This window comes from Aquimarina sp. ERC-38, assembly GCF_026222555.1.
Lineage (GTDB): Bacteria > Bacteroidota > Bacteroidia > Flavobacteriales > Flavobacteriaceae > Aquimarina.
In genome coordinates, this window is the sequence record NZ_CP098511.1 from 1,085,532 (window position 1) to 1,098,520 (window position 12,989).

Consider the following 12,989-nt stretch of genomic DNA (forward strand, 5'->3'; position numbering starts at 1 on the left):
GATCAAATAGTTTAGCGTTCTTGTTGTTTTTCAAGAATTTCCATCACCTGTTCTACACAAGCTTCAACCAAGGCAGATTTTTCTTTTTTGCTATCTACTTCTACCGGCGGCCGTTTACCTTTTCCTTCATCGACATTAATTTTGATATGTAATTCTTTGATTTCTATCGGCATCAGAGATGTTTTATAAAGTTTGGAAATAATTATAAGTAAGCTCTAGTGATTCTATAACCAATTTATTTTCTGTGGCATGAAAATCCTCTACAACCCATTTTACCGGATAGGCATGTGTAACGTTCCATGTTAACAAAGCTTCATGTTTTTCGTTAAGCAGCATCACTGTAAGATTAATAGGTTTTATCTCAAAATTTTCAATAGCATTTCTGCACCATTCTATTAATTCAGAATCGATTAAAAGTCCTCGTTTCAGGACCAAATTAGGATACTTGGTTCTTGCAGGAATTTTATGTTTAAACCTATTTTCTCCTCCTTCGGCAATTTCTTCGGTTTCCAGATCTACTGACAGACCAGAAACCGATTGAAATTGATAGTCATTAATTTGAATTTTATTTTCTAAATCTTGAAACTCAACTTTAAAATGAAAGCCTACCGGTGGATAGTAAGAAGCCATTATAATAATGATAATTTCTCATGAACAAACTCTGCCGTTTCGATAGCGATTTCGTTACCGTCTGCTTTAAGATCTGTAGACTGAATTTTGGTTACATAGGCTCTTTCGGCTTTCCAGGTTACAACAGGTTCGTGCTTCTCATCCAGAAGGCTAATCGTAAGATCTCCTCGATATTGTTCTTCACCTTCCTGGAAATACACAGTTTTAACCCATTGGTCATAAAACTCTTTGTTGGTGTCTGAAAACGTTCCTCGTTTTATAGTGATGTTACTATACTTAGAAAGTCCAGGTTGCTTAGTTTTATGATATTCGGTATCAGCACCTGCTCTATATTCGATTACTTCTCGTTCAAAATCCAATCCAGAAACTTCGGTACAATTGAATTCTGAATCTCCGAAAGACACTCTAAAATGAAACTTTGGTAATGGATATGTGGTAGCCATGTTTTTATACTTTAAAAATTATTAGATGATTTGTTAATTATGCCTCTTGCATTTTGTGAGAGAACTTAAGAATGATAAATTCTGCGGGACGTACCACAGCCATTCCTATTTCTACGAACATATTTCCTTCAAGAATATCTTGTGCTGTCATAGTTTCACCTAGCCCAACATTTACATAAAAAGCTTTATCTGGAGTTGGTCCAGCCAAAGCACCAGCTCTCCACTGTAAATTAAGGAAGTTGGTAATCATAGCTTTCACTTTTACCCAAGTGTTGGCATCATTTGGCTCAAATACAAATTGTTCTGTAGCCTTTTTGATAGATTCTTCAGCAAAATTGAAGAAACGTCTAACAGATACATAACGCCACTCATTATCGTTACCAGCAAGCGTACGAGCTCCCCAAACCAATGTTCCTTTACCTGCAAAAGTTCTAATGGCATTTATGGATTTACCTGTACCATGAATATTTAAGTCTTCTTGCTCTTCATGTGATATATGAACTGTTGGTTTAATTACATAACTCATTCCGACATTAGCAGGTGCTTTCCAAACCCCTCTAGTATTATCGGTACGTGCATAGACTCCTGCCATACCACTACTTGGTGGTAAAATTACTGGTACTTGTCCTATTTCTGCTTTTACTCTATTAAATAGTGCATTATCTGTACCTTCTAACGCATCTAAATTTGAAGTAGTGACACTACTTGATGCAGCACCAAGCGCGGTAATTAAAGCTGACAATTCGCCAGAAGATTTTAATGTAGTCAGATCGGTTACTGTAGTTGAGTCTGCAGGAGTTGCAGCATTCACTCCAAGGTCATCATAAACGGTATTTGTAGCTTCAGAAATGGTATTCATAATCTTGGTCTTCGTATCATCTGCTTGTAACTTTGTTAGCCTCGTATTTAAATCTGTATCAAGGCTATCGATGTTAGACCATGCTCCTAACGCTGCAGCTTCGGTTGCAGCATCTGCAGTACCAATAGTTTCTGCATCGCTAAGTGCTTGTTGCGTTGCAGTAACAAAAGAAATGATTTCTTGTAGTTTTGATTCTACTGATGGCTTAATTGCTAGGGCCGCGGTATCATCTGCTGCTGCATCTACATCATTTCTTAAGCCCACCATGTCGGTTATCAACTGTGTAAGAGAAGTGGTATTAATACCATCAGATATTGACTGAACTTGTTGTGCAGGAGTTGTACCAGCAGAGTCGCTTACATTAACAGTGACATCGGCGTCTTTATAATTGTAATCAAGAATTGTTTCTACAAAAGGATAATACGCTGCTCCGTACTTTACGAAATCTTTTCCAAGATTAATTCCATTTCTTAATCCTGCGATATTAGCATCTACTGGATTACTGTTATCATAACTAAAGGTATCTATGATTGCAAAACGATCTTGTAGTTTATTACATTGTGTAAGGGCAAGATTATAAAGGCTATAGAAATCGGTACTACCGCCGGTTAGGGAAGTAGCATCAGGGAAAAGAATTAATGTAGGCTCATCTTCTTTTTCTAATAACTTTAACCCCTTAGCGAGACCTTCAGTTGTATCTGATCCAAGGGCCACTGTAGTTGCAGGAGAAGTTCCTTCACCATACTGTCCTACAGATACAATATAACAAGGTCCACCTCCATTAGCGAAATACAGTTGTAAAGAATAATACATCAAAAAAGGTGATGGAGAAGTTAAAGATCGTACAGAGATCACATCATCGTTAACATCGACAACCATACCCTGTTCTGCCAGAGCAAACCCAAAATAGGTTTCATACTCTAGCATTGAAGAAATACGCGTCGGAATTTCGCTAAGATCTCCTTCTGTTTTATTTGTAGCTTTTTCGGTATATCCTAGAAAAGCCGGAATAGCAGTTTCTACTTGAGCTACCGAAGGAGGAAACTTTGCGATCTCCTCGATGTAAACTCCTGGTGTACTGTACGTTGCCATAATTATAAATTTTAATTTGTATAAAAGTTTAAATAAATATTTCTGAATACATGTTGTCTTCTTCTATTCTTATATTCTCTTTCCCGGGATTAAGAAGAAAAACGTCTTTTAATCTTGGATCTAAATCATTTGGTCTTAATTCTACAAAGCCATTTTGAGTGAGTGGTTGTTCCTGTTTGGTAGTAAAGGCTTCATCTTCATTGATATCAATATACCTCCAAAATGTTTTTCTGTTTTCGAATCTAAGAGTAGGACCTGGCACCTCATCTGGTAGTCCTAGCAATGTTTCATTAGGGCCATTTGCAATCTCGACTGTAGTATCCACTAAAATATCATTATTGCCTCGACCATCTATCGCAAAACGAAAATATCCTATTAAACCATCGAGTTTTTGCGTTTCGATATACTCGTTTAAAAGCTCCACGTTTTGAGGTTCATTAATATCTTCTGGATTGATCAGGACTATATTCTCTAGACCCAAAGGATCTATAGGAGCAATTTCGTTTATAAGAATCTCATGCATAATCGACCTACTAGTTTCTGGTTGAAGCAAGAATCGTGTATGAACTTTGGTGTTTTTGAAGAAAATAGAAAGCGAATTGTTTTCACCATCCGGTCTTACGTTAGAAAAGTAAAAGAATCTGTTTTCTTCACTATCGGTATTGTTTGTATAATTTCTAAAATAGGTATCCTTAAATCTAAGTTTGAAGGTAAGCATCAAATCTTTTGTAGGTTGTATCTTAGAACAAAAAACTTGTGCACTATCATTAGCCCTGGTATACTCATCAACATTTGCAAATAGCAAAAAACCTCTATTGGTTTGTCTAAAAACAATTTTATGATTTCTGAGATCTGATTGCGTTTTTAAAACGGGTGTAATTGTAAGATTATCCGAAATGTTATAATTAGCAAGTCTTACATTTTTCTGATCCTCTAATAAATCGTCAAATTTGGTAGTGCCATCATCGAGAAAATAATCATGATTAATCTTGACATCGATCAAAGGTTTGTATATTATCTTAAAACTCATTAATTCTTGTTTATTATAGTATCTATTTGTGTGATCACCGATCCTTGTGCCTGTAGAATATCTCTTTCAATCTCGAGTAACCTTAATTTATAGATAACCGACGGGTAATGTTTACCTCCTAATATACCCCACACATAACTAAGCTGCTCAAACGAAGGGGTATACAGCTCTGTGACGAACTTAAAATCCCCAATACCTTGCATATCTGCGTCCTCTCTATCGTAATTACTGTTAGCTTGTGTAAACACATTTTTGCCTTGAAAAAACTCAATGACTTTAGAAATACTTTTTAGTGATTCGGTATACCTATTATTATTCGCACTAAACAAGAGATATAAATTAATGTTCACTTTGGGGTTTTTATAAGAGACAGTAGTGCCTTCTATTTTATAGTTCGGCACATTCTTTAGTGTAGGCTCTTCATCTATATTTATTAAGGTCAAAACAATATCGGGATCCTCATCATCATTATCTCCTGAAGAAATTGTAGCAATATTAGCTAGCGCAACTGGATTGTCATCTTCAAAATATGCATTTACTTCTTCCCTAATAATTTGTAACACCTGAAATATCATATCAAAAAAATTATACGGCATTTTTTTAGCCGAAAACATGCTAATGGCTCTACACTTTAAAATATAAAATGCAATACCGCGAACTATTTAACAAAACAATACTTGCCGCATAGACTTATGAAGAATGGTACATATAAGCCTTCATTAATAGAAATTAAATAGGAAAAGGTTTATCTCTAATTTAAATGAACCATAACGGTTAAAAAAGAAATAAAATTTTACTTTTTGAGGGGTAATCTGCTCAAATATACAAAAAAAAGTGAACCAAAGATGTTATCAAAAAATTAATTTTTCCCTTTATTGTTTTGCCATTTTAAAAGTAAAAAACACAAATTAAATAGTGTGATTCATTTTTTATCGTTCTATTGAACTTTTAAAAACCTTTTCTGTTTTACTGTTTTCGATATACATCGACTTCTATTGGTGTAGCTGTGGTTGGCTTTAGTTTACTATCACGTTGATAATAATTTCTTATACTTGGCTTCTATTATTAGATATTTATGTTGAGCCTTTATATCTTCTGTTACCTTATTGATAAATGCATTTAGCTTGTCATTCCTATGCTTTAGTTTTTCCTTTATTCAATACCAGTTCAAGTATTGCCTTAAATATTTTGTGAATACACTCCAAAAAGTGTTATTTATCCATTTCTTAACCTTATTGTGTGTTGAGTTGACATGCTGGATGTGGTATATGTTATCTTTAACACGTGGTTTTATAATGCCTTTTAAAGTGTGGTGTTCAAGGTTGTTATCAATAGCAAAGCCTTTATAACTTACATAGGCATCGCTACAGAGTATACTTGAACCTATGGCGTTTTCAATATCTATTTCCTTTATTCTTCACATTGTGGCTACACTAAGGCTTAATTAAGATTTTCTCTTTTGAGTTACAATAATAGCGACCTGATCCTTACTTATGCTTTTTGACTTAGACTTACCGCCGCGTTTTCTAGGGGCTCTATCAGTAACAAAGCATCCTTTTTCAGAATTAAAGAAGAATGTCTCATCACTTTCCGTGATACCTGTAAAATCATCATCATCGTCCTCTTTTAAAGCTGCTAAGATTTTATGACGCCAATCAAAGGCTGTTTTCTTATTAATTGACAAGGTTTCTTTTATCTTATTTAAGCTCTTTTCTTGGTGCATTAAAGCTAGGTAACCGTCTATCTTGTCTTTCTTTTGCAACCCTGCCATCCAAGTCCCTGTATACTCAGTAAAACTTCGATTACAAGATTTACATTTATAACGTTGAGAACCCTTATCGATGCCAAACTTATCATACTTCTTGTGATTACAGTCGGGGGCAATAACCTAATTTATTGTCCGACAAATAACGCCTAGACTCTTAGCTTTTGGGAATATATAAATTGGTAGTTGATAGTTGTTCTAAAGCTTGTTGTAATACGATTTACGAGATAATATTTCGTATATTTAGATATGGGAAAACACATATCATTTGAAGTATTAGAGACTTCTTCACAACTACGTTCTATGATTGGTAAAGCATCACATTCTAAGAATGTTTTGCGGTTACAATCCTTGCTTTATATAAAAGAAAAGACTTTTAAAAAGCAATCTGATTTAGCAAAGCATTTGGGTTACAATGTCCGTACAATGGAGTTGTGGTTAAAAACATATAAAGAAGAAGGTATTGAAGCTATGTTAATTGGTTCAAAGCCTAGGAAGGCTAAAGAGCGTAAAGTTACCAAAGCTGTTCACACTGGTTTATCCAAAAGGTTGAATGATAGCTATCAAGGTTTTGAGAGTTACGTTCAGGCAGTAAATTGGGTCAAGGAGCAATACGGAATTAGCTACCCATACAATACCCTACGTGAATATATGATTGATGTTTTTGGTTCTAAGATCAAACAACCAAGAAAATCCCATATTAAAAAGGATCCAGAAGCTCAGGCTGATTTTTTAAAACTTACCAAATCTAATTTCTGAATTAAGATTAAGTCTAAATAGGGTCTGCTGAAAAACTCAGCCTTCATTGATTTTCAAGTTTATGATCGAATTGGTTTGGTTTTGAATAAAGTTTTCACTGAATAAGATTGCTTTTATCCAATAGAGTGCCACCTCAGCCAAATGGACTAAGTTGAGCACTAATATGATACTTGCAATCCAAGACTCACTGGTGTTTTCAAGCCTTGCCCTTATACGGTTTAAACCATATGCTGTCTTTGCTTGACCAAACTTTCCTTCAATTGGATTGCGTTCCCCAAGGCTTACTTGATTTGACAAAGCCTTTTTGGAGGGCCTTCCAAGGGGTTTGGCCCTGAGATTGATACCTTTTTCTTTTAGGTACTTACGGTTCTCTCGGGTACCATATATTTTGTCAACCAAAACGTTCTTTGGATAATGACCAAACCGCTTTCGGTACTTCTCCACACAATCTTTCAATCTGGTACCCTCATTGTAGGCTTCCCAACTAGTATCATCCAAAAATGAAAAACCATCTACCAGTGCCATGTTTATCTTGGCACCAAACTCCACTTTTGCATTTGTTTTCCCACGCACTATGGGACGAACATGAGGTTGGTGAATGCTCACAATCCTATGGTCTACACTTTTGGTTTTAGTATCGTACATCAACTTTTGTTGCCTGTAGAGTTCCTGGATGACCAGCCAATATTTATACTCTTGCCTATCGAAAGGGATCCGGTCAAGGGTATCCAAAATACCTTCGATGGAACGTATATTCCTATGGAGATACTTTAATTGCTTCCCTATAGCAGACCGTATCTCTTTATGTGTTTTTCTTTTCTTTTGCGCTGTCTTTAGATATTCTTTCCTTGCTTTTTCCCTGTAGTTCCTCGGTTTAGTCTCTAAAGGGGAAAGTTTATAGGCAATATCCAACAACGATTCGGATTTCTCGCGCGCATCATTGAGCAAATTTAGATCTGTAGGATATGCTATATCTTGTGGACAAACTGTTGCATCAACGATCAAAGTCCCTTTGTGAGGTGGGTCTTCACCATCATCCCTTGCATCATTTGATCCTTTTTCTCTAATTTGTTCTGCTTCTCGTTTTATTTGTAAAATTCGCTGGTTAATAGCATTAATCTGTTCCAGGCCAAGACGCTTGCGGAACTCTACGAAAAGAGAAGGGTCGAACGCAGGTGCATCACTAAATGAAGAATAGCCTAGAAATACTGCATATAGATGTTCTCAGAAATCTGGTCAACCGTCTCCCTATCATCTAAATTGCATAAATGTTTGATGATGATTGACCCCAAAACAACTCTTGGGCTTAAATCAGGACGGCCTGTCGATTTTTCCGGAAAATGTTTGCGATAAATGGAACACAGTTCATCCCAAGGAAGTAGCTTAGCCAAACGAACCCAACGGTTAGCAGGGTTCAATTCTCTCTCAAAAGGACTCTCAAAACCTTCTAAAACCAACTGGTTTTGACTTACATATTTGGGAGTAGGTGCACGCTTTTTTGAATGTTTTGTCATAATAACCTTGCACTTGATTGCCTAAATATAACTATAATGCCTTATAAAACAATAGATAAATAGTTTCTCAGCAGACCCTAAATAAAGATATCTACGGTTCTATAAACCTTTACTTTCAAGATGAAGCCCGTTTTGGCTTAAAAACCCAGGTAGGTACAGTTATTACAGCTAAGTCTGTTGCCCCTAAAGTTAAGTTTCAATATAAATTTAAAAACACCTACCTCTATGGTGCGTACTCCCCAATAAATGGGGACAGTATAGTCTTAGAGGTAGAAAATGTGAACAAAGAAATTTTCCATAACTATTTAAAGCAACTATCAGAGCATAAACCTTGTGAGTTAAAGATAGTAGTAATAGATAATGCAGGGTTTCATTCAACAAAAGATATGCTAATACCTAATAATATCAAACTCCTTAGGATACCACCATATACCCCTGAATTAAACCCTTGTGAGCAAGTCTGGGCTTATCTTAGATTCAACACATAAATGCAACAGTTTATCTGTTGATAAAAAGCCCCCACCATAGTTTTAGCCCTAGGGCTAAAACTATGGTGGGGGCGGCGAAAAATCTCATACCTTTGGGTTGGAAAACTTAAAGAATATGGAACATTTAACGCTGGAGGAAAGGTACAAAATATCAGCGCTTTTAGAACTTAAAACCCCTAAAAAGGAAATAGCAGAACAGTTGGGTCGGGATCGCTCTACTATATATAGGGAAGTAGGACGCAATGCTGATCACCGAAGTGGGAAGTACAATGCTGAGCTAGCCCAAAGAAAAGCCCAAAAACGCCATAAGGATAAAACAAAGCATAAGGTTTTTACCCCTTCCATGGAGAAGCTTGTTTGTGATGGGCTTCAAGACCACCTTAGCCCGGAACAGATCAAAGGAAGGGCTATGCTAGAGGGGACCCCTTGTGTATCGCATGAACGTATTTACCAGTTTATATGGCAGGATAAGAAAGCAGGCGGGAGAACATACCTTTGTTTGCGTAATAAGGGAAGGAAGTACCAGAAAAGAGGCGGTAAGCAAGCAGGTAGGGGGTGCATCCCTAATAGAAGGGACATAACAGAACGCCCCCGGGTAGTAGACAAAAAAGAAAGGATAGGTGACCTTGAGATTGACCTGGTGATAGGTAAAGACCATAGAGGTGCCCTTGTCACTATAAACGATAGGGCTACAGGGATGCTAAGGATGGGACATATAGAAAACAAATCAGCCCGGGAAGTCCAGGTGAAAACGGAAGAACTACTGGAAGATTGGAAGCCCTTTATTAAAACTATTACCAGTGACAACGGGAAGGAGTTTGCAAACCATCAGGAAATAGCAGAGGAGCTTGACATTGATTTCTACTTTGCAAAACCCTACCATAGCTGGCAAAGGGGTGCCAATGAAAACCTCAACGGGCTGATAAGGCAGTATTTCCCAAAAGGTAGTAGCTTTGCAGAGATAACTAAGGAAGCGGTAGAGAAAGTAGAAAACATTTTAAACAATAGGCCTAGGAAAAGGTTCGGGTATAAAACACCCAATGAGGTATACGCAACTTTTATCAACAAAACCCAAACTGTTGCATTTATAACTTGAATGTAGGTATATAAAAAAGAGGTTTAAAAATAAAACGTATAGAAATTTAGAAGACCTAAAAGATTGGTTGAAGCAATTCGTTGAAAGTATGAGCCAAGAAACAATAAAATCTATTGTTGGGAACCATCACTATTTAAATGCCTTTTATGCGAAATAAATAACCGTAAATCGTATAACTCCAATATCTCTAAAGATGTAAGTGACGGCAAACCGTTCTTTATTACTAATATATTCATAATACGATTTACGAGATAATATTTCGTATATTTAGATATGGGAAAACACATATCATTTGAAGTATTAGAGACTTCTTCACAACTACGTTCTATGATTGGTAAAGCATCACATTCTAAGAATGTTTTGCGGTTACAATCCTTGCTTTATATAAAAGAAAAGACTTTTAAAAAGCAATCTGATTTAGCAAAGCATTTGGGTTATAATGTCCGTACAATGGAGTTGTGGTTAAAAACATACAAAGAAGAAGGTATTGAAGCTATGTTAATTGGTTCAAAGCCTAGGAAGGCTAAAGAGCGTAAAGTGACCAAAGCTGTTCACACTGGTTTATCCAAAAGGTTGAATGATAGCTATCAAGGTTTTGAGAGTTACGTTCAGGCAGTAAATTGGGTCAAAGAGCAATACGGGATTAGCTACCCATACAATACCCTACGTGAATATATGATTGATGTTTTTGGTTCTAAAATCAAACAACCAAGAAAATCCCATATTAAGAAGGATCCGGAAGCTCAGGCTGATTTTTTAAAACTTACCAAATCTAATTTCTGAATTAAGATTAAGTCTAAATAAAGATATCTACGGTTCTATAAACCTTTACTTTCAAGATGAAGCTCGTTTTGGCTTAAAAACCCAGGTAGGTACAGTTATTACAGCTAAGTCTGTTGCCCCTAAAGTTAAGTTTCAACATAAATTTAAAAACACCTACCTCTATGGTGCGTACTCCCCAATAAATGGGACAGTATAGTCTTAGAGGTAGAAAATGTGAACAAAGAAATTTTCCATAACTATTTAAAGCAACTATCAGAGCATAAACCTTGTGAGTTAAAGATAGTAGTAATAGATAATGCAGGGTTTCATTCAACAAAAGATATGCTAATACCTGATAATATCAAACTCCTTAGGATACCACCATATACCCCTGAATTAAACCCTTGTGAGCAAGTCTGGGCTTATATCAAAAAGAGGTTTAAAAATAAAACGTATAAAAATTTAGAAGACCTAAAAGATTGGCTGAAGCAATTCGTTGATAGTATGAGCCAAGAAACAATAAAATCTATTGTTGGGAACCATCACTACTTAAACGCCTTTTATGCGAAATAAATAACCGTATATCGTATAATATAAAAGATGCATATAATAGCTGAATCAAACTAGAGCCCTGGGGTTGTATAAAGCTTTAATAATGAAGTGGTTGAAACCTCTTGTGTTGTGAAGGAAATATTTTTTCCCATTAATCCTAAATTTACCCTATTTCTAAGATGATAAAACAGAATAAGTAAGATGTAAGTGGTCTTATAGGGACGATATACAAGTTTATCAGCAAAAGCTTAATAGTTAGGAAAATATACCATTTAAAGTTTGCATTGTTATGCCACGAAAGATGTAAGTCTATAAAGCTCTTAATATTACCAAATATGCCCCTAAACATATTCAATACAATTTAACAAATTCATATATTGATATACTGAGATTAAAAGGTTTTAAAAAGAACCTGCTCCCAAATCATGCTCTACAAAACATTAATTTTCGTAATTATCTGTTATTTATCTATTTACATAAAAACCTTCAGGATAGCACAAAACCAGATAAAATAAAAACAAAAAAATATTAGCTTCAAATAACTCTAAAATAAATTTTAAACAATTGATTTTCAATATTTTAAAATAAAATTAACTACGAATAATTACAAAAAAGCGATCCCCGGGTTAACTACTCCCAGGGATCTAAATTGAAACTTAATTATAATATTTAACACAAACTCAACTTATACATAATTATGAACGTTTCAATTGTTCTATTATCATATTTTTGCAAGGCAAATATAAATCCTATAATTTTAAATCTACCTATACTTTAGATTTCTGTTCTCATTTTTGCCATAATCCTAAAATACGTAGGTAAAAACTATCATATTCTAGTCAAAGACTGGTCATTTTGTATTAATATAAACGATACTTATTAAAAATTGTTACACAATTCTCAATATAAATTTAAATTACAAAATTAATTATTAACAGCGCTATGGTTATCTAATAATAACCACCCGGTATTACTACTAATTCCTGATTCAAATATAGTTAATAAATTATTTAAAAAAGGGAAAAAACCCAGAAATTTAATGCGGTAATTCGATAAAAGGTGATTTTTATCGTTTTTTAACCTCTTTTAACAGTAGTTTAATAAGTGCAATAGTGATATTACATCAAGTTCTATTAATTTATCTTAAAAAAAGCGTTGATCGCTCGATGACAAGTCCTATAATTGGGTTGAAATTATCTTTAAAATTCAGTTAATTTCTAATTTGATGAAATTATCGAATGCTAAACTTAACGTAATGCCAGTTCCCTACCCTTTTTATACATATATAGAATAAAATACCACCCCTAGAAAACCCAAAGGTGGTATGGTTTAAGTTTAATTGTGAAACTATTTTATAAACTATTATAGTTTATAAACTTCGTTATTATTCTACGGTAATATTAAAAGTAACCTCAATATCCGGTTCACCTCCTGCATTATCAGTATTTCCTCCGGCTACTCCTTCAGCGTTTTTATCTAATTCATGCAATAATATAATTTCTAACTCTGCATCACCTATTTGATCTGTAGTAGTAAGAGTAAAATCAATACCTACAGGGTTGTCTGATTCAAATTGCATTCCCTGAGAATTCTCAAAATCTGACTCTTTATCATCATACGTAATTGTAATTCCTAAATCATCTGTTAAATAAAAAAACTGATGTTCATCTGCTTCGGCTTTAATTTCATCATTAACATCTTCTACCTCTTCTTCTGAAGCATTTAATAATTGTATCGTACCATTATAGGTAGTATTTACTTTTAAATCACCCTCTACACTTTTTACAGGAGCAATAGGTCCATTTTCACCATCCGGATCAAAAAAGTTAAGAGTGACCGTGTCACCTCCACCAGTTAAGGTTACTGTCATCGTGGTAATTACCTCTTCTTCATTTACTGGATCCGGATTATCACCTTCGTCATCATCAGAACAAGAGGTTATGAAAAAAGTGCCTGCCAGGAATAATGCTAAAAATTTACGTGTGTTTGTCATGTCAAT

The 12,989-nt window shown here is 35.0% G+C and carries 13 protein-coding genes and 2 pseudogenes; 5 read left to right on the forward strand and 10 right to left on the reverse strand.

Translation table 11 applies throughout. The features are described 5' to 3' along the window. Positions 1-11: 11 nt before the first annotated feature. The 7 genes and pseudogenes from NBT05_RS04670 to NBT05_RS04700 all read right to left on the reverse strand — a co-directional run. The gene (locus NBT05_RS04670; protein ID WP_265772292.1) at positions 12-173 is read right to left on the reverse strand and encodes a DUF5908 family protein; all 162 of its coding nucleotides are present in this window, start codon (positions 171-173) and stop codon (positions 12-14) included. A 10-nt stretch (positions 174-183) separates the two neighbouring features. Continuing rightward, on the reverse strand, positions 184-630 hold the full coding sequence (locus NBT05_RS04675) for a phage tail protein (protein ID WP_265772293.1): 447 nt from the start codon (positions 628-630) through the stop codon (positions 184-186). Then, positions 630-1,073, reverse strand: a complete 444-nt coding sequence (locus tag NBT05_RS04680; protein WP_265772294.1) for a phage tail protein — start codon at positions 1,071-1,073, stop codon at positions 630-632. Before NBT05_RS04680 ends, NBT05_RS04675 begins: the two co-directional genes overlap by 1 nt. 37 nt (positions 1,074-1,110) lie before the next feature. Beyond that, positions 1,111-3,024 (reverse strand): phage tail sheath family protein, encoded by a 1,914-nt coding sequence (locus NBT05_RS04685; RefSeq protein WP_265772295.1) that lies wholly within the window; start codon positions 3,022-3,024, stop codon positions 1,111-1,113. A 28-nt stretch (positions 3,025-3,052) separates the two neighbouring features. Further along, the gene (locus NBT05_RS04690) at positions 3,053-4,027 is read right to left on the reverse strand and encodes a hypothetical protein (protein ID WP_265772296.1); all 975 of its coding nucleotides are present in this window, start codon (positions 4,025-4,027) and stop codon (positions 3,053-3,055) included. Between the two features lie 26 nt (positions 4,028-4,053). Further along, the gene (locus tag NBT05_RS04695; protein ID WP_265772297.1) at positions 4,054-4,650 is read right to left on the reverse strand and encodes a DUF4255 domain-containing protein; all 597 of its coding nucleotides are present in this window, start codon (positions 4,648-4,650) and stop codon (positions 4,054-4,056) included. Positions 4,651-5,081: 431 nt separating this feature from the next. Further along, a pseudogene (locus NBT05_RS04700) lies at positions 5,082-5,973 on the reverse strand (IS1595 family transposase); the annotation flags it as partial. Positions 5,974-6,068: 95 nt separating this feature from the next. On the opposite strand from NBT05_RS04700, the gene NBT05_RS04705 reads away from it, so the two are divergent. Then, on the forward strand, positions 6,069-6,578 hold the full coding sequence (locus tag NBT05_RS04705) for a helix-turn-helix domain-containing protein (RefSeq protein WP_265769609.1): 510 nt from the start codon (positions 6,069-6,071) through the stop codon (positions 6,576-6,578). A 36-nt stretch (positions 6,579-6,614) separates the two neighbouring features. On the opposite strand, the pseudogene NBT05_RS04710 reads toward NBT05_RS04705, so the two are convergent. Both NBT05_RS04710 and NBT05_RS04715 read right to left on the reverse strand, forming a co-directional pair. Continuing rightward, a pseudogene (locus NBT05_RS04710) lies at positions 6,615-7,733 on the reverse strand (transposase); the annotation flags it as partial. Positions 7,734-7,777: 44 nt separating this feature from the next. Further along, positions 7,778-8,092, reverse strand: a complete 315-nt coding sequence (locus NBT05_RS04715) for a transposase (RefSeq protein ID WP_265771900.1) — start codon at positions 8,090-8,092, stop codon at positions 7,778-7,780. Positions 8,093-8,193: 101 nt separating this feature from the next. Between NBT05_RS04715 and NBT05_RS04720 the strand changes: the two genes are divergently transcribed. From NBT05_RS04720 to NBT05_RS04735, 4 genes are all read left to right on the forward strand, one after another. Further along, positions 8,194-8,580, forward strand: coding sequence for an IS630 family transposase (locus NBT05_RS04720; protein WP_265773210.1), 387 nt, complete (start codon positions 8,194-8,196; stop codon positions 8,578-8,580). A 115-nt stretch (positions 8,581-8,695) separates the two neighbouring features. Continuing rightward, on the forward strand, positions 8,696-9,676 hold the full coding sequence (locus NBT05_RS04725) for an IS30 family transposase (protein ID WP_265770627.1): 981 nt from the start codon (positions 8,696-8,698) through the stop codon (positions 9,674-9,676). A 273-nt stretch (positions 9,677-9,949) separates the two neighbouring features. Continuing rightward, positions 9,950-10,459, forward strand: coding sequence for a helix-turn-helix domain-containing protein (locus tag NBT05_RS04730; RefSeq protein WP_265769609.1), 510 nt, complete (start codon positions 9,950-9,952; stop codon positions 10,457-10,459). Positions 10,460-10,672: 213 nt separating this feature from the next. Further along, on the forward strand, positions 10,673-11,011 hold the full coding sequence (locus NBT05_RS04735) for a transposase (RefSeq protein ID WP_265772299.1): 339 nt from the start codon (positions 10,673-10,675) through the stop codon (positions 11,009-11,011). Between the two features lie 1,363 nt (positions 11,012-12,374). On the opposite strand, the gene NBT05_RS04740 is transcribed toward NBT05_RS04735, so the two are convergent. Continuing rightward, entirely contained in the window at positions 12,375-12,983 is a 609-nt protein-coding gene (locus NBT05_RS04740) for a type 1 periplasmic binding fold superfamily protein (protein WP_265772301.1), read from the reverse strand. Between the last annotated feature and the right edge of the window lie 6 nt (positions 12,984-12,989).